At 72.4% G+C, this 16,868-nt stretch carries 12 protein-coding genes; 8 read left to right on the top strand and 4 right to left on the bottom strand.

All coding sequences use genetic code 11. The annotated features are described in order from the left end of the window. Nucleotides 1-139 precede the first annotated feature (139 nt). Both OG875_RS05820 and mmuM read left to right on the top strand, forming a co-directional pair. On the top strand, nucleotides 140-1,090 hold the full coding sequence (locus OG875_RS05820; RefSeq protein ID WP_330173159.1) for an LLM class F420-dependent oxidoreductase: 951 nt from the start codon (nucleotides 140-142) through the stop codon (nucleotides 1,088-1,090). A gap of 213 nt (nucleotides 1,091-1,303) precedes the next feature. Beyond that, nucleotides 1,304-2,233, top strand: a complete 930-nt coding sequence (gene mmuM / locus OG875_RS05815) for a homocysteine S-methyltransferase (RefSeq protein ID WP_330173158.1) — start codon at nucleotides 1,304-1,306, stop codon at nucleotides 2,231-2,233. Nucleotides 2,234-2,339: 106 nt separating this feature from the next. Here mmuM and OG875_RS05810 read toward each other — a convergent pair whose 3' ends face one another. Beyond that, a complete protein-coding gene (locus tag OG875_RS05810) occupies nucleotides 2,340-2,867 on the bottom strand; it encodes a DinB family protein (protein ID WP_330173157.1) in 528 nt (175 codons plus the stop codon). A gap of 83 nt (nucleotides 2,868-2,950) precedes the next feature. Here OG875_RS05810 and OG875_RS05805 point away from each other — a divergent pair, with 83 nt between their 5' ends. From OG875_RS05805 to argF, 4 genes are all read left to right on the top strand, one after another. Continuing rightward, the gene (locus tag OG875_RS05805) at nucleotides 2,951-4,660 is read left to right on the top strand and encodes a 3' terminal RNA ribose 2'-O-methyltransferase Hen1 (RefSeq protein ID WP_330177612.1); all 1,710 of its coding nucleotides are present in this window, start codon (nucleotides 2,951-2,953) and stop codon (nucleotides 4,658-4,660) included. Next, nucleotides 4,657-7,233: a polynucleotide kinase-phosphatase gene (locus tag OG875_RS05800; RefSeq protein ID WP_330173156.1), complete on the top strand. Its 2,577-nt coding sequence runs from the start codon at nucleotides 4,657-4,659 to the stop codon at nucleotides 7,231-7,233. The genes OG875_RS05805 and OG875_RS05800 overlap by 4 nt, the downstream gene beginning before the upstream one ends. 390 nt (nucleotides 7,234-7,623) lie before the next feature. Then, a complete protein-coding gene (locus OG875_RS05795; RefSeq protein ID WP_330173155.1) occupies nucleotides 7,624-8,856 on the top strand; it encodes an arginine deiminase in 1,233 nt (410 codons plus the stop codon). Nucleotides 8,857-9,050: 194 nt separating this feature from the next. After that, on the top strand, nucleotides 9,051-10,097 hold the full coding sequence (gene argF, locus OG875_RS05790) for an ornithine carbamoyltransferase (RefSeq protein WP_330173154.1): 1,047 nt from the start codon (nucleotides 9,051-9,053) through the stop codon (nucleotides 10,095-10,097). Between the two features lie 138 nt (nucleotides 10,098-10,235). Here argF and OG875_RS05785 read toward each other — a convergent pair whose 3' ends face one another. Next, nucleotides 10,236-10,649 carry an ATP-binding protein gene (locus tag OG875_RS05785; RefSeq protein ID WP_330173153.1) on the bottom strand — a complete coding sequence of 138 codons (414 nt, stop codon included), beginning with the start codon at nucleotides 10,647-10,649 and terminating at the stop codon, nucleotides 10,236-10,238. A 470-nt stretch (nucleotides 10,650-11,119) separates the two neighbouring features. Here OG875_RS05785 and OG875_RS05780 point away from each other — a divergent pair, with 470 nt between their 5' ends. Together OG875_RS05780 and OG875_RS05775 are read left to right on the top strand one after the other, a co-directional pair. Beyond that, nucleotides 11,120-11,947, top strand: coding sequence for an enoyl-CoA hydratase family protein (locus tag OG875_RS05780; protein WP_330173152.1), 828 nt, complete (start codon nucleotides 11,120-11,122; stop codon nucleotides 11,945-11,947). Continuing rightward, nucleotides 11,932-14,271 (top strand): bifunctional salicylyl-CoA 5-hydroxylase/oxidoreductase, encoded by a 2,340-nt coding sequence (locus OG875_RS05775; RefSeq protein WP_330173151.1) that lies wholly within the window; start codon nucleotides 11,932-11,934, stop codon nucleotides 14,269-14,271. The genes OG875_RS05780 and OG875_RS05775 overlap by 16 nt, the downstream gene beginning before the upstream one ends. Nucleotides 14,272-14,319: 48 nt before the next feature. On the opposite strand, the gene OG875_RS05770 is transcribed toward OG875_RS05775, so the two are convergent. Next, the gene (locus OG875_RS05770; protein WP_330173150.1) at nucleotides 14,320-15,138 is read right to left on the bottom strand and encodes a PaaX family transcriptional regulator; all 819 of its coding nucleotides are present in this window, start codon (nucleotides 15,136-15,138) and stop codon (nucleotides 14,320-14,322) included. Nucleotides 15,139-15,180: 42 nt separating this feature from the next. Next, nucleotides 15,181-16,836, bottom strand: coding sequence for an AMP-binding protein (locus tag OG875_RS05765; RefSeq protein WP_330173149.1), 1,656 nt, complete (start codon nucleotides 16,834-16,836; stop codon nucleotides 15,181-15,183). Between the last annotated feature and the right edge of the window lie 32 nt (nucleotides 16,837-16,868).

The raw sequence follows: 16,868 nt of genomic DNA, 5'->3' as shown, positions 1-16,868 counted from the left end.
AAGGTGAGAAGAAGGCGGGGGAATAGACGGTGCGAAGGCGACGAGAACGCGGGGACCGGAACACGGGGACACAAGGGGATCGCGCGGGGCCCGGCGAGGAGGCACGGCCGACGGCCGCTCGAAGGTGCAGGATGGACGCATGGATCTTCGAATCTTCACCGAGCCCCAGCAAGGGGCGAGCTACGAGACGCTGCTGACCGTCGCCAGGGCCACGGAAGACCTCGGCTTCGACGCCTTCTTCCGCTCCGACCACTATCTGCGGATGGGCTCCGCCGACGGTCTTCCCGGCCCCACCGACGCCTGGATCACCCTGGCCGGTCTCGCGCGGGAGACCAAGCACATCCGGCTCGGCACCCTCATGACCGCGGGCACCTTCCGGCTGCCGGGCGTGCTCGCCATCCAGGTCGCGCAGGTCGACCAGATGTCCGGCGGGCGGGTCGAACTGGGCCTGGGCGCGGGCTGGTTCGAGGAGGAGCACACGGCGTACGGCATCCCGTTCCCCAAGGAGAAGTTCGCCCGCCTGGAGGAGCAACTGGCCATCGTGACCGGGCTGTGGAACACCCCGTCCGGGGAGACGTTCTCGTACGACGGGACGCACTACCAGCTCACCGACTCTCCCGCGCTGCCCAAGCCGGCCCAGTCCAAGGTCCCGGTGCTGATCGGCGGACACGGCGCGACTCGCACCCCGAGGCTGGCCGCGCAGTACGCGGACGAGTTCAACATCCCGTTCGCGTCGATCGAGGACAGCGAGAGGCAGTTCGGCCGGGTGCGGGCGGCGGCGGAGAAGGCGGGACGGAAGGCTGACGACCTGGTGTATTCGACCGCGCTGGTCGCCTGCGTGGGAAGGACCGACGCGGAGGTGGCGCGCAGGGCCGCGTCCATCGGACGGGAGGTGGAGGAACTGAAGGCGAACGGACTGGCGGGCTCGCCCGCCGAGGTGGTCGACAAGATCGGCCGGTACGGAGCCATCGGGGCGTCCCGCCTCTACTGCCAGATGCTGGACCTGGACGACCTCGACCACCTGGAACTGCTCTCCTCACAGGTCCAGTCCCAGCTCGGCGGCGCCCCCGTCGAACAGTCCACGAGCTGAGCCGACCCGGACCTCGGCTCTGCTCGGTCTGGGTCCGGCGGGTCCGGTCCGAGTGGGCCAGTTCCGAGTGGGCCTGTCCCGAGTGTGTCCGGGTCCGGTCGGGCAGCCTCGGGTCGAACCGAGTCGGGTCGGTCGGGTCGAGTTGAACCGAGTTGGTCCGCTCCGATCCGCTCCGAGATGGTCCGTCCGCCGGCCGAGGACAGGGAGGTGTCCGTGAAGCCCGACCGTTCGCTCGCCGACGCGCTGGGCGAGGGCAGCCTTGTCCTCGACGGCGGGCTCTCCGACCAACTGCGGGCCCAGGGGTGCGATCTCTCCGATGCCCTGTGGTCGGCGCGCCTCCTGGCCGACGGGCCGGAGCAGATCGAGGCGGCCCACGCCGCGTACGTACGGGCCGGCGCCCAGGTGCTGATCACGGCCGGCTACCAGGCGACGTACGAGGGCTTCGCCCGCCGGGGCATCGGGCGGGCCCGGACGTCCCGGCTGCTGGCGGACAGCGTGACGCTGGCCCGGAGCGCGGGAGCCGCGGTGGCACGGGAGGTCTGGGTGGCGGCCTCGGTGGGCCCGTACGGGGCGATGCTCGCCGACGGCAGCGAGTACCGGGGGCGGTACGGGCTGTCGGTGCGGGAGTTGGAACGGTTCCACCGCCCGAGGATCGAGACCCTGGCCGAGGCCGGACCGGACGTCCTCGCGCTGGAGACGATCCCGGACACCGACGAGGCCGAGGCACTGCTGCGGGCGACCGCCGGGTGCGGGATACCGGTCTGGCTCTCGTACACGATCGCGGGCGACCGCACCCGCGCCGGCCAGCCACTGGCCGAGGCGTTCGCCCTGGCGGCGGGCCGGGACGACGTGATCGCCGTGGGCGTCAACTGCTGCGCCCCGGAGGACGCGGACGACGCGGTCCCCCTGGCGGCCTCGACCACGGGCAAACCGGTCGTGGCCTACCCGAACAGCGGGGAGCGGTGGGACCCGGAGGGGAAGGGGTGGGTGGGGGAGGGGAGGGGGGAGGGGCCCCTCCCCCCGGACCGCCTCCACGCGTGGCAGCAGGCCGGAGCCCGCCTCCTCGGCGGCTGCTGCCGCACCAACCCGGCCCACACCGCGCGACTTGCGGCGGCCCTGGCCTCGCGGCGACGCGGGGTGTGAGGCCAGGGGCTCGACTGCTGGAGCGACTCCGCCCGGCTTGGGGCCAGACGCCCGGGACCTGACCGCCGGAGCGACCCCGCCCCCACCCCTCGCCCGGGACTGCCTCTCACACCCCCGTGACTCCGTCGATCTGTTCGCGGATGAGGTCGGCGTGGCCGTTGTGGCGGGCGTATTCCTCGATCAGGTGCACGATGATCCAGCGCAGGGAGACCTTCGGATCGCCCATCTGCTCGGCATCCTCGTCGGGCAGGCGGCCGGAGTCGTCCAGCGACGCGTCCGCGACCAGTTCGCGTGCCCGAGCGATCTCCGTCTGCCAGGCAGCCGTCGTCTCCTCGATTCCCCGCTCCGGGTGAAGGGCGAAGCCGTTTCCTTCCCACTGACCGAAGGCCGGGGGCACGTCCTCGCCGGCGAATACACGCCGGAACCACTTCCTTTCGACCTCCGCCATGTGCTGCACCAGACCGAGCAGTGTCAGGGTGGACGGTGGCGCCGCCGGGAGCCGTAACTGATCGTCCGTCAGGCCCGAACACTTGAGCGCCAGCGTCGCACGGTGGAAGTCCAGCCATGCTTCGAGCGTGGTGCGTTCGTCCGCGTGCGGGGGTGGGATCGGCCGGCCGTCCGGTGTCGTATTCATCAGCCCACCATGCCAGGAACACACCTGGTGCGGCCGGGTAATCCAGTACCGGGAGCGGGCCGGTGACACCCATACTCGGACAGGTGTTCCTGACGATCAGTACCTCCGGCAGCCCTGAACGCCCCGCCACCGACCTCGGGTTTCTGTTGCACAAGCATCCCGACAAGGCGCAGACGTTCTCCACCGCTCACGGCATCGCGCACGTCCTCTATCCCGAGGCGTCCGTCGAGCGGTGCACGGCGGCGCTCCTGCTGGAGATCGACCCCGTGGCACTCGTCCGGCGCGGCAAGGGCAAGGGCAAGGGGCGCGGCGGGGCGCCCGACGCGGCGCTCGCGCGGTATGTCAACGACCGTCCGTACGCCGCGTCCTCGCTGCTCGCCGTCGCGCTGAGCACCGTCTTCAAGAGCGCCCTGCGCGGGGTGTGCAACGCGCTGCCCGAGCGTGCCGCCGAGCCGCTGCCCCTGCGGATCGAGATCCCCGCCGTGCCCGCCCACGGTGGCGCCGACCTGGTCCGTGACCTTTTCGGGCCGCTGGGCTGGGCGAGGGTCGATGTGCGGCCGGTGCCGCTGGACGAGACGTTCCCGGCGTGGGGCGACTCGCGTTACGTACAGCTCGTCCTGGAGGGTGAGCTGCGACTCGCCGACGCGCTGCGGCAGTTGTACGTGCTCCTCCCGGTCCTGGACGACGCGAAGCACTACTGGGTCGCGCCCGACGAGGTCGAGAAACTGTTGCGGGCCGGTGAGGGCTGGCTGGCCGACCACCCGGAGCGCGGGCTCATCACCAGCCGCTATCTGTCCCGCCGTTGGGGTCTGACCAGGGAGGCGACCGAACGCCTCGAACTCGTCCGTCTCGCCGAGGCCGACGACATCGGTGTCGAGGCGATCGACAACGCCGTGGAGGACCCCGGCCCCGAGCCCGAGGAAGAAGCGAACGGCACCCCGGCCGCCCCAGGCGCCTTGCCCGCCCCAGCCACCTCGGTCGCCTCAGTTGTCCCTGTGGCCCCCGCCGCCCTGACCGTCCCGGACACCCCCGCCGCCGCCCCGGCCGCCCCGGCCGGAAAGGCCGTCTCCCTCGCCGAGCGGCGTCGCGCGGCGATCCTTGCCGCCCTGCGCGAGGCGGGCGCCGCCACCGTGCTCGATCTCGGCTGCGGTCAGGGCCAGTTGGTGCAGGCGTTGCTCAAGGAAGCCCGCTTCACCAAGGTCGTCGGGGTCGACGTGTCCGTCCGCGCGCTCACCGTCGCCGCCCGCCGGCTCAGGGTGGAGCGGATGAGCGAGCGCCAGGCGTCGCGCGTCACTCTGACGCAGGGCTCGCTCACGTACACGGACAAACGGCTCAAGGGATACGACGCCGCCGTGCTCAGCGAGGTCATCGAGCATCTGGATCTGCCGAGGCTGCCCGCCCTGGAGTACGCGGTGTTCGGTACGGCCCGGCCCGCGACCGTCGTCGTGACCACACCGAACGTCGAGTTCAACGTCCGCTGGGAGACCCTGCCCGCCGGGCACGTACGCCACCGGGACCACCGGTTCGAGTGGACGCGCGCGGAGTTCCGCGCCTGGGCGGACGCGGTGGCGGGGCGGCACGGGTACACCGTGCGCTACGTACCGGTGGGCCCCGACGATCCGGAGGTGGGGCCGCCCACCCAGATGGCGGTGTTCAGCACCGCGACCACCACCGCGCCCGCCACCGCGACGGCACCGTCCATCGGCACCGTCACCCCACCCACCGCGCCGACTCGGAACACACCCTCCACCCCGACCGCCCCGCCCGCCCCGAAGGAGGACAAGGCCGCATGACCGACAACGAGACCACCCCGCCCGCCCGGCTCCTCCCCGTCACCGACCTCTCCCTCGTCGTCCTCGTCGGCGCCACCGGCTCCGGCAAGTCGACCTTCGCCCGTACCCACTTCAAGTCCACCGAGGTCCTCTCCTCGGACTTCTGCCGCGGCCTCGTCGCCGACGACGAGAACGACCAGAGCGCCAGCGGGGACGCCTTCGACGTCCTCCACTACATCGCGGGCAAACGCCTCGCGGCCGGGCGCCGTACGGTCGTCGACGCCACCAACGTCCAGCCGGAGGCCCGCGGACAGCTCGTCCGGCTCGCCCGCGAACACGACGTGCTGCCCGTCGCGATCGTCCTCGACCTGCCCGAGGCGGTCTGCGCCGAACGCAACGCCGCCCGCCCCGACCGGGCCGGCATGCCGCGCCACGTCATCAAACGGCATCAGCGCGAACTGCGCCGTTCGCTCCGGGGCCTCGAACGCGAGGGCTTCCGCAAGGTCCACGTCCTGCGCGGCGTCGAGGAGGTCGCCCGCGCCCAGGTCGTCACCGAACGCCGCTACAACGACCTCACCCACCTCACCGGCCCCTTCGACATCATCGGCGACATCCACGGCTGCCGCTCCGAGCTGGACACCCTGCTGGCCGCGCTCGGTTACCCGGACGGCGACGGTGCCCACCCCGAAGGCCGTACGGCCGTCTTCGTCGGCGACCTGGTCGACCGCGGCCCCGACAGCCCCGGTGTGCTGCGCCGTGTGATGCGGATGGTCGGGGCCGGCAACGCGCTGTGCGTGTCGGGCAACCACGAGAACAAGCTCGGCCGCTGGCTGAAGGGCAAGAACGTGCGGCTGACGCACGGACTCGCCGAGACCGTCGAACAGCTGGGCAAGGAGGACGACGCCTTCCGCGACGAGGTACGCACCTTCATCGACGGCCTGATCAGTCACTACGTCCTGGACGGCGGCAAGCTGGTCGTCTGCCACGCCGGTCTGCCGGAGAAGTACCACGGCCGCACCTCGGGCCGGGTCTGTTCGCACGCGCTGTACGGGGACACGAACGGCGAGACCGACGAGTTCGGCCTGCCCGTCCGCTACCCGTGGGCCGAGGACTACCGGGGCCGGGCGGCCGTCGTCTACGGCCACACCCCCGTCCCCACCACCTCCTGGATCAACAACACCCTCTGCCTCGACACCGGCGCCGTGTTCGGCGGCAGGATGACCGCGCTGCGCTGGCCCGAGCGCGAACTGGTCGACGTACCGGCGGAGCGCGTCTGGTACGAGCCGGTCAAGCCGCTCCACACCGACACGCCCGGCAGCCGCGAGGGCCGCCCGCTCGACCTCACGGATGTGGCGGGGCGGCGGACCGTCGAGACCCGCCACATGGGCCGGCTCGCGGTGCGCGAGGAGAACGCGGCGGCGGCCCTGGAGGTCATGAGCCGCTTCGCCGTCGACCCCCGGCTGCTCGCCTACCTGCCACCGACCATGGCCCCGACCGCGACCTCCCGTGAGGAGGGGTATCTGGAGCACCCGGCCGAGGCGTTCGCGCAGTACCGCGACGACGGTGTGGAGCGGGTCGTGTGCGAGGAGAAGCACATGGGCTCGCGCGCGGTCGCGCTGGTCTGCCGCGACGCGGCTGTGGCGCGTGAGCGTTTCGGCGTGGGCGACGGCGTCGCGGGCCACCCCGCGCCGACCGGTGTGCTGCACACCCGCACCGGCCGGCCCTTCTTCGACGACCCGGCGGTCACCGAGGAGATCCTGGGCCGCCTCCGTACAGCCGTCGGCGCCGCCGGTCTGTGGGACGAACTCGACACGGACTGGCTGCTGCTCGACGCCGAACTGATGCCCTGGTCGCTGAAGGCCACCGGGCTGCTGCGCACCCAGTACGCGGCGGTCGGCGCGGCGGCGGGTGCCGCCTTCCCGGCGGTCACGGGCGCGCTCGAAGCGGCCGTCGGCCGCGGGGTCGACGTGGGCGCGCTGCTGGCCGGACAGCGGGAACGGGCCGCCGACGCGGCGGCTTTCACCGAGGCGTACCGCCGTTACTGCTGGGAGACGGACGGCCTGGACGGCGTACGGCTCGCACCTTTCCAGCTCCTCGCCGCGCGGGGCCGCAGCCTGGCGTCCGTACCGCACGACCGGCAGCTCGCCTGGATCGACCGGCTCACCGAGCACGACCCGACCGGACTGCTCCAGGTCACCCGCCGGCTCGTCGTGGACACGGGCGACGAGGAGTCGGTGCGCGCGGGCGCCGAATGGTGGCTGGAGATGACCGGCCGGGGCGGCGAGGGGATGGTCGTCAAACCGCTCCAGGCCCTGGTGCGGAACGACAAGGGACGACTGGTGCAGCCGGGCGTCAAGGTGCGCGGGCGGGAGTATCTGCGGATCATCTACGGCCCCGAGTACACCCGGCCGGAGAATCTGGAGCGGCTGCGCGGGCGGTTCCTGGGGCACAAGAGTTCGCTGGCGCTGCGGGAGTACGCGCTGGGGCTCGAAGCGCTGGACCGGCTGGCGGCCGACGAGCCGCTGTGGCGCGTCCACGAGGCGGTGTTCGCGGTGCTGGCCCTGGAGTCGGAGCCGGTCGACCCCCGCCTCTGAGCCGGCGGACCCTCTGAGCCGGCGGACCCCCGCCTCCGACCGCCCCCGCCTCCGACCGCCCCCGCCTCCGGCAGGCCCTGTCCGGCGGACGACGTGCTGGACGTACGAACCGACCGGCGTACGAACTGACCGGCGTACGACTTGATCGGCGTACGAACGGCCGGCGTGCCACCGGACCGGTACACGACCCGGTCGCGCGGTCCACTGCCGGGACCGCGCGACCAGGTCTCCGCAGCCAGGTCTCCGCGAGCGCGCCGCCGTGATCAGGTCTCCGCGACCAGGTCCCGGCGACCGGACCGCCCCGGCCACACCTCCCCGACCGCGTCGCTGTGACCAGGTCCCCTCGTGCAATCCCGCCATGATCGACCCCCGATCCGCCAGGATGGGGTCATGGGATTCCACGTCGACTCCGAGACCGGGCGGCTGCGCCGCGTCATCCTGCACCGCCCCGACCTGGAGCTGAAGCGGCTGACACCCACCAACAAGGACGCGTTGCTCTTCGACGACGTGCTGTGGGTGCGCCGGGCGCGCGAGGAGCACGACGGGTTCGCGGACGTCCTGCGGGAGCGCGGCGTCACCGTCCACCTCTTCGGTGACCTGCTGCGGGAGTCCCTGGACATCCCGACGGCCCGCGCGCTCGTCATGGACCGGGTCTTCGACGAGAAGGAGTACGGCCCGCTCGCCACCGGCCATCTGCGGGCGGTCTTCGACGCGCTGCCCACGGACGATCTCGTGGAGGCGCTGGTCGGCGGCATGACCAAGCGGGAGTTCCTGGAGCGCCACGCCGAACCGACCTCGGTCCGCTTCCACGTCATGGGCCAGGACGACTTCCTGCTGGACCCGCTGCCGAACCATCTCTTCACCCGTGACACCTCCGCCTGGATCTACGACGGTGTCTCCATCAACGCCATGCGCTGGCCCGCCCGGCAGCGCGAGACCGTCCACTTCGAGGCGATCTACAAGCACCACCCGCTCTTCACGGGCCCTGCGGCCGGGCCCTTCCACCGCTGGTCGGAGGGGCAGGTCGACTACCCCTCCACCATCGAGGGCGGCGACGTCCTGGTCATCGGCGAGGGCGCCGTACTGATCGGGATCAGCGAGCGCACCACACCGCAGGCCGTCGAGATGCTGGCGCGCGGCATGTTCGAGGCGGGGTCGGCCCGCACGATCGTGGCTCTCGACATGCCCAAGCGGCGGGCGTTCATGCATCTCGACACGGTGATGACGATGGTCGACCGCGACGTGTTCACGCAGTACGCGGGCCTCGGCATGCTCCGCTCGTACACCATCGAGCCGGGCGCGGGCGGCAACGAGCTCAAGGTGACGGATCACCCGCCGGAGCACATGCACCGTGCGATCGCCGCCGCCCTCGGTCTCGACACGATCCGGGTCCTGACGCCGACGCAGGACGTCCACTCCGCCGCGCGTGAGCAGTGGGACGACGGCTGCAACGTGCTGGCCGTGGAGCCCGGGGTGGTGGTCGCGTACGAGCGCAACGTCACCACCAACACCCATCTGCGCAAGCAGGGCATCGAGGTGATCGAGATCCGGGGCAGTGAGCTGGGGCGGGGCCGGGGCGGTCCGCGCTGTATGAGCTGCCCGATCGAACGGGACGCCGTCTGACGGGACGAACGCGGACGCGCTCCGAGAAGAGGGGGCCCGGCCGCCGGGCGCACGGGACCGGGAGGGAAGTCCGTACGGCGAGAAGGGTGGCCCCTACGGCTATCTGTATATCAATACGGACGGTCGTATATAGTTCCAAGGTCTCTGTACCGGTCCCGTGCAGGTCTCCGTTTCGCGACGCAGGAGCAGCCACCATGGCGATACAACTCGCAGGCCGCCACTTCCTCAAGGAGCTCGACTTCACCGCCGCCGAGTTCCGCGGGCTGGTGGAGCTGGCCGCAGGGCTCAAGGCCGCGAAGAAGTCGGGGAACGAGGTGCAGTTGCTGCGCGGCAAGAACATCGCCCTGATCTTCGAGAAGGCGTCGACGCGGACACGCTGCGCGTTCGAGGTGGCCGCGGCCGACCAGGGGGCCTCCACGACGTACATCGACCCGTCGGGCTCGCACATCGGGAAGAAGGAGTCCGCGAAGGACACCGCGCGGGTGCTCGGCAGGATGTACGACGGGATCGAGTTCCGGGGCGACGCGCAGTCGACCGTGGAGGAGCTGGCCGCCCACGCCGGGGTGCCCGTCTTCAACGGCCTCACCGCCTCGTGGCACCCCACGCAGATGCTCGCCGACGTGCTGACGATGACCGAGCACACCGACAAGCAGCTGGAGCGGATCACCTTCGCCTACCTCGGCGACGCCCGCTACAACATGGGCAACTCCTATCTCGTCACCGGCGCGCTGCTGGGCATGGACGTACGGATCGTGGCCCCCCGCGCCTACTGGCCGGCGGACGACGTCGTCGCCCTGGCCCGGAAGTCCGCCGAGGTCAGCGGCGCGCGGATCACCCTCACCGAGTCGATCGCGGAGGGCGTGAGCGGGGCCGACTTCGTCGCCACCGACGTCTGGGTGTCGATGGGGGAGCCGCAGGAGGTCTGGGACGAGCGCATCACCGCACTCGGGCCGTACAAGGTGACGATGGACGTGCTGAGCGCGACGGGGAATCCCGACGTGAAGTTCCTGCACTGTCTGCCGGCCTTCCACGACCTGGGGACCGTCGTCGGGTGGGAGATCCACGAGCGGCACGGGCTCACCGAACTCGAAGTGAGCGACGAGGTCTTCGAGTCGGCGCACTCGGTGGTCTTCGACGAGGCGGAGAACAGACTGCACACGATCAAGGCCGTGCTCGTCGCGACGCTGGCCCCGGACCCGGTGACCCCCCGCAGTCCGGCGCGCGCCGGCGTACGGCGCTGATGCCACCGCCCGTCCCACCGCCCGTCCCGCTGTCCCTCCCACCGCCCGTCCCCGTGCCTGTCTCGCGGTCCGTCCCGGCGGCCTTCGCGACGGTGCGCCGGGACGGCGGCGCCCGGAGGAGAGGGCGCGGCCGGGAACTCAGCGTCCGGACAGGGTGAACCAGACCGCCTTGCCCTGGTCGGTCGGGCGGTGCCCGCAGTCGGCGCTGAGCGTACGGATCAGCAGCAGGCCCCGGCCGTGCTCCTGCCAGGGGTCCGGCAGGCGGCCGGGCGCCGGCAGATCGCCCGGCGGGCCCGGATCGCCGTCGTGGACCTCGATGCGGCAGCCCGCGCGCAGCAGTTCGACGACCAGCTCTATCGGGACGTCGGGACGGGTGTGCTTGACCGCGTTGGCGACCAGCTCCGCCGTCAGCAGCTCCGCGGTGTCCCGGTCCGTCGTCGGCGACAGACCGGCCAGCGCCGTACGGATCAGCGCACGCGCCATCGGCACCGCCGCCGCGCTGTGCGGCAGCGTGATGCGCCAGGAGTCGGTGTCGGACGAGTTGTCGAGCACGGCGGCATATCCGTTCGGGGGACAGGTCGAGGTGCATGAGACCTCCGGCCGGAACACGGGTGCCTCACGATTCGGGTGTGCTTGACGCCAGCTTTACGGAGCGTAAACGTCATCACAAGAGGCAGCGGACTGCCGGAAATGGGACCTCCGCCACATATCCCCCGGGACCTTCGGCGCCCGCCGTGGCGGTGGGGGCGTCCGCGCGCACCGTATCGCGGACTCGTGACGGCGGTCACGGATCGGTGATACCTTTTTTCGCAGAGTCCATGGATCCGAGTGCGGGCGCGACCGGCGTCAACCGTGCGTAAGCAAGCGGAAGCGTGTGGGAACGCATGAACCCGTTCCCACTCGCCGGTGCTCGCCGGCACTCGCCCGCATCCGCGCGCACCCCCGCACGGTCGGGGCGGTCGGGGCTGTCGAGGGCGCCGCCGCACCCGTCCCAGGGCATCGAGCTGAAGGAGGCCGCACCCATGAGCCCGTTCTCCGGCTCCACCCCCCGCACCGAGACCTGGCGCCATCTGCGGCTGATCCGCGCCGACGGGGTAGCGACCGTCACCCTCGCCCGCCCCGACAAGCTCAACGCCCTCACCTTCGGCGCCTACGCCGACCTCCGCGACCTGCTCGCCGAGCTGTCCCGGGAGCGTTCCGTCCGCGCCCTCGTCCTCGGCGGCGAGGGGCGCGGTTTCTGCTCGGGCGGCGACGTGGACGAGATCATCGGCGCCACGCTCGCCATGGACACCGCCCAGCTCCTCGACTTCAACCGGATGACGGGGCAGGTCGTCCGGGCCGTGCGCGAGTGCCCGTTCCCGGTGATCGCCGCCGTGCACGGGGTCGCCGCCGGGGCGGGCGCCGTCCTCGCGCTCGCCGCCGACTTCCGGATCGCCGACCCCACGGCGCGCTTCGCCTTCCTCTTCACCCGGGTCGGCCTCTCCGGCGGGGACATGGGCGCCGCGTATCTGCTGCCCCGCGTCGTCGGTCTCGGCCACGCCACCCGGCTGCTGATGCTCGGCGAACCGGTCCGCGCACCCGAGGCCGAACGCATCGGACTCATCAGCGAGTTGACCGAGGAGGGCGCCGCCGGCACCCGTGCCGCCGAACTCGCCCGCCGGCTCGCCGACGGCCCGGCCCTCGCGTACGCGCAGACCAAGGCGCTGCTCACCGCCGAACTGGACATGCCGCTCGCCGCCTCCGTCGAACTGGACGCCGCCACCCAGGCGTTGCTGATGAACGGCGACGACTACGCCGAGTTCCACGCCGCCTTCACCCAGAAGCGGCCGCCCGTATGGCGGGGCCGCTGACCGTGACGGCCCCCCGGAAAGCCGCCTCCGCCGAGCCCCTCAGCGTCGCCGTCATCGGTGGCGGCCCCGGTGGTCTGTACGCAGCCGCGCTGCTCAAACGCCTCGACCCGCGCCGCTCCGTCACCGTCTGGGAGCGCAACGCGCCCGACGACACCTTCGGCTTCGGCGTGGTCCTCTCCGACGAGACCCTCGGCGGCATCGAGCACGCCGACCCCACCGTGCACGCCGCCCTCCAGGGCGAGTTCGTGCGCTGGGACGACATCGACATCGTCCACCGGGGCCGCACCCTCACCTCCGGCGGCCACGGCTTCGCCGCTCTCGGCCGCCGCCGGCTGCTGGAGATCCTGCACCGGCGCTGCGAGTCCCTGGGCGTACGGCTCCGCTTCCGTACCCCCGCCCCGCCCGCCGCCGAACTCGCAGCCGCCCACGACCTGGTGATAGCCGCCGACGGGGTGAACAGCCGGACCCGTGAGACCCACGCCGACGTCTTCCGGCCCACCGTCACCACGGGGCGCTGCCGTTACATCTGGCTCGCCGCCGACATGGCGTTCGACGCGTTCCGCTTCGAGATCGCCGAGACCGGGCACGGTGTGGCGCAGCTCCACGGCTACCCGTTCTCGCCCGACGCGAGCACCGTCATCGTCGAGATGCGCGAAGAGGTCTGGCGCGCCGCCGGTTTCGAGACCCTGGACGAGCGGGGCTCGGCGCAGGTGTGCGCCGAGATGTTCGCCGACGCGCTCGGCGGCCGGGCGCTGCGCGGCAACGCCTCCTCGTGGACGGCGTTCCGCACGGTCGTCAACGAACGCTGGAGCCACGGCAACACCGTCCTCATCGGCGACGCCGCCCACACCGCGCACTTCTCCATCGGCTCCGGCACCAAGCTCGCCGTCGAGGACGCCCTCGCGCTCGCGGCGTGCGTCGAGGAGCGGCCCGATCTGGGGGACGCGCTCGCCGCGTACGAGGCGGAGCGGCGCCCCGTCGTGGAGTCGACGCAGCGTGCGGCGGCGGCGAGCCTGCGCTGGTTCGAGGAGTTGGCGACGTACACGGACCAGCCGCCCCGGCAGTTCGCGTTCGGTCTGCTCACCCGCAGCCGCCGGGTCACCCACGACAATCTGCGGCTGCGCGACGCCGGGTTCACCGGCGCGGTGGAGACGGAGTTCGGCTGCCCGCCCGGTACGCCCCCGATGTTCACGCCCTTCCGGCTGCGCGGACTGACCCTGCGCAACCGGGTCGTGGTCTCGCCGATGGACATGTACGTCGCCGAGGACGGCATGCCCGGTGACTTCCACCTCGTGCACCTGGGGGCGCGCGCCCTCGGCGGGGCGGGGCTCGTGATGACCGAGATGGTGTGTGTGAGCCAGGAGGGCAGGATCACTCCCGGCTGCACCGGGCTCTGGACGGACGAACAGGGCGTCGCCTGGCGGCGGGTGACGGATTTCGTGCACAACGGCGCGCCCGCCGGGCCCGGTTCACCCGGCGCGGCGATAGGCGTGCAGCTCGGGCACTCCGGCCGCAAGGGCTCCACGCGGCTGATGTGGGAGGGCATGGACCAGCCGCTGCCCGAGGGAGGGTGGCCGCTGTCCGCCGCCTCCGCGCTGCCGTATCTGCCGGACGTGGGCCAGGTCCCGCACGCGCTCGACCGGGCCGGACTGGCCCGGATTCGCGACCGGTTCGCGGCGGCGACCCGGCGGGCCGCCGACGCGGGCTTCGATCTTCTCGAACTCCACTGCGCGCACGGGTACTTGCTTTCCGGTTTCCTCTCCCCGCTGACCAACGTCCGCACCGACGAGTACGGCGGTGACCTGGCCGGACGGCTCCGCTACCCGCTCGAAGTGTTCGACGCCGTACGGGAGTCGTGGCCGGACGGCCGGCCGATGACGGTCCGGATCTCCGCGACCGACTGGGCGCCGGGCGGTACCACCGCCGACGAGGCGGTGGAGATCGCGCGCGCGTTCGCCGCGCACGGTGCCGACGCGATCGACGTGTCCACCGGGCAGGTCGTCCCCGACGAGAGGCCCGCGTTCGGCCGCTCCTACCAGACGCCGTTCGCCGACCGGATCCGCAACACGCTGAACGTGCCGGTCATCACCGTCGGGGCCATCTCGTCCTGGGACGACGTCAATTCGCTGCTGCTGGCGGGCCGCGCGGATCTCTGCGCGCTGGCCCGGCCGCATCTTCACGACCCGCACTGGACCCTGCACGCGGCGGCCGACCAGGGCTACAGCGGTCCGGGCGCGCCGTGGCCGCTGCCGTACCGGGCGGGCAGCCGCCCACCGCCGACCGGCCGCACCGACGGCCCGAAACCGCGACTCACCCTGAACTGAGCGGGTACGCGGCCTGTCTGACAGGCCGTCAGTCCTCGATCAGGCTGGTCAGTCAGTGTGTACGCACCGCGCCCCGGCGTCCCGCAGCCGTGCGTGCAGTGCCCGGAAGACCTCCGCCGAGCGACCGCCCGGCCAGTCCGCCGGGAGCAGTTCGGCGGGCAACCCCGGGTCGGCGTAGGGCAGTCGGCGCCAGGAGTCGAGCGCCGGCAGATAGTCCCGGTAGGCGTCCGCCGCCTCCCCGGCCACCGGCTCCCGGCTCTCCCACCGCTTCAGCACCGGCTCGTGCGCCGCCAGGAACTCCCGGTGCAGGGCGGCGATCGCGTCGAGGTCCCACCATCTCCCGACGGCGTCCGCCGTGGGCGTGTAGCCCAGGTGCTCGCCCCGGAACAGGTCCACGTACGGGTCGAGCCGCAGCCGCTCCAGCGTGTGCCGGGTCTCCTCGTGCAGCCGGCCGGGCGCGATCCACACCCCCGGCGCGGCGGTCCCGAAACCCAGCCGGGCCAGCCGTGAGCGCAGCAGATGCCGCTTGTGCCGCTCCGCCTCGGGCACCGAGAACACCGCGAGGACCCAGCCGTCCGACAGCGAGGGCGCGGGCGGGTCGTAGATGCGCCGGTCCCCGTCGTCCAGCAGTTGCCGGGCGTCGGGCGAGAGCGCGTACCCCGCAGCGCCCTCCGGCGTGCGCTCGGCGAGCAGCAGCCCGCGCCGCTTGAGCCGGGAGACCGACGACCGTACGGACGGCGCGTCGACGCCGAGCGCGCCCAGCAGCCGGACGAGTGCGGCCACGGCGAGCGGCGCGCCGTCCGGTGTCCGGCCGTACGCGCCGTACAGGGTGACGATCAGGGATCGCGGGGTGTGCTGCTCGGCCACGTGATCACTCTAAGGGGTGGCGGCGGGGCGGCCCGGACGCGTTCATCCCCCCGGGCCGGAGCCCGGCCGCAGCCGGAAGCGCTGGAGCTTGCCCGTCGGCGTCCGGGGCAGCGCGTCCAGGAACGCGAAGACACGCGGGCACTTGTACGGCACCAGCCGCCCGGTGACGAACGCCCGCAGTTCCTCCCTCGTCCCGTCGTCGGCCGGCACCCCGTCGCGCAGCACGACGTACGCGGCGACGAGCTGGCCCCGCAGTTCGTCCGGGTGGCCCACGACCGCCGCCTCCGTCACATCGGGATGCGCCAGCAGCGCCTCCTCGACCTGGGGGCCCGCGATGTTGTACCCGGCCGAGATGATCATGTCGTCGGCGCGTGCGACGTAGCGGAAGTAGCCGTCCGGCTCGCGGACATAGGTGTCGCCGGTGAGATTCCAGCCGTCCTGTACGTAGCCGGTCTGGCGCGGGTCGGAGAGATAGCGGCAGCCGATCGGGCCGCGTACCGCCAGCAGCCCCGGCTCACCGTCGGGCACCGGGTCGCCGGACCCGTCCACGACGCGCGCCTGCCACCCGGGCACCGGCAGTCCCGTGACACCGGGCCGGGCCGCGTCGTCGGCCGCCGAGATGAAGATGTGCAGCAACTCGGTGGCGCCGATGCCGTTGATGACCCGGAGCCCGGTCCGGTCGTACCAGTCCTGCCAGGTGGCGGCGGGCAGATTCTCCCCGGCGGACACGCAGCGGCGCAGCCCCGAGAGGTCGTACCCGGCCCCGTCCGGCCCGGCCAGTTCGTTCAGCATCACGCGGTACGCCGTCGGGGCCGTGAACAGCACCGACACCCCGCGCTCGGTGACGGCCGCCAACAGCTGTCTGGGGCCCGCCTGTTCGAGCAGCAGCGCCGACGCGCCCGCCCGCATCGGGAAGATCACCAGCCCGCCGAGGCCGAAGGTGAAGCCGAGCGGCGGGCTGCCCGCGAACACGTCGTCGGGCTCGGGCCGCAGCACATGGCGCGAGAACGTGTCGGCGGCGGACAGGACGTCGCGGTGGAAGTGCGTACAGCCCTTGGGCCGCCCGGTGGTCCCCGAGGTGAACGCGATCAGCGCGACGTCGTCGGCCGCCGTCTCCACCGCCTCGTACCGCTCCGGTTTCCCCTCCGCCAGCCGCAGCACATCGTCCGGCGCGTCCCCGCCGTACGCCGCGACGCGCAGCCCCGGTACCTCCGCCTTGATCAGGTCGTCCACCGAGCGGATGTCGCAGAGCGCGTGGCCGACCCGCGCGATCTCGCACATCGTGGCCAGTTCGCCCGCCCGCTGCTGGGCGAGCACCGTCACCGCCACGCCGCCCGCCTTCAGCACGGCGAACCAGCACGCGGCCAGCCAGGGCGTGGTGGGGCCGCGCAGCAGCACCCGGTTGCCCGGCACCACACCGAGGTCGGAGGTCAGGACATGGGCGATCCGGTCGACCCGGTCGCGCAGTTGACCGTAGGACCAGCTGTCGCCGGAGGGAAGACGGAAGACGGGACGGTCTGCGCCGAAACGTTCCGCCGTGCGGTCGAGCAGCTCGACGGCGCAGTTGAGCCGGTCGGGTCCGCGCAGGGCGGGCGGGTCGAAGACCAGTTCCGGCCACTGTCCGGCGGGCGGCAGATGGTCGCGCGAAAAAGTGTCACGGTGCGCCGAGGGTGTGAGAACCGCCGGGGTCAGCTCCATCGTTCGCCCCCTCGTGGGGTGGCTTGGTGGCC

The sequence above is a fragment of the Streptomyces sp. NBC_01498 genome (assembly GCF_036327775.1).
Classification (GTDB): domain Bacteria; phylum Actinomycetota; class Actinomycetes; order Streptomycetales; family Streptomycetaceae; genus Streptomyces.
The sequence above is the reverse complement of the archived record's forward strand: the minus strand, read 5'-3'. Positions and strand labels throughout refer to the sequence as shown.

Bases quoted from the DNA above. Each gene is read 5' to 3' on its own strand.
- OG875_RS05820 (WP_330173159.1), top strand. From the start codon at position 140: ATGGATCTTCGAATCTTCACCGAGCCCCAGCAAGGGGCGAGCTACGAG.
- OG875_RS05810 (WP_330173157.1), bottom strand. From the start codon at position 2,867: ATGAATACGACACCGGACGGCCGGCCGATCCCACCCCCGCACGCGGAC.
- OG875_RS05800 (WP_330173156.1), top strand. From the start codon at position 4,657: ATGACCGACAACGAGACCACCCCGCCCGCCCGGCTCCTCCCCGTCACC.
- OG875_RS05795 (WP_330173155.1), top strand. From the start codon at position 7,624: ATGGGATTCCACGTCGACTCCGAGACCGGGCGGCTGCGCCGCGTCATC.
- argF (WP_330173154.1), top strand. From the start codon at position 9,051: ATGGCGATACAACTCGCAGGCCGCCACTTCCTCAAGGAGCTCGACTTC.
- OG875_RS05780 (WP_330173152.1), top strand. From the start codon at position 11,120: ATGAGCCCGTTCTCCGGCTCCACCCCCCGCACCGAGACCTGGCGCCAT.
- OG875_RS05775 (WP_330173151.1), top strand. From the start codon at position 11,932: ATGGCGGGGCCGCTGACCGTGACGGCCCCCCGGAAAGCCGCCTCCGCC.
- OG875_RS05765 (WP_330173149.1), bottom strand. From the start codon at position 16,836: ATGGAGCTGACCCCGGCGGTTCTCACACCCTCGGCGCACCGTGACACT.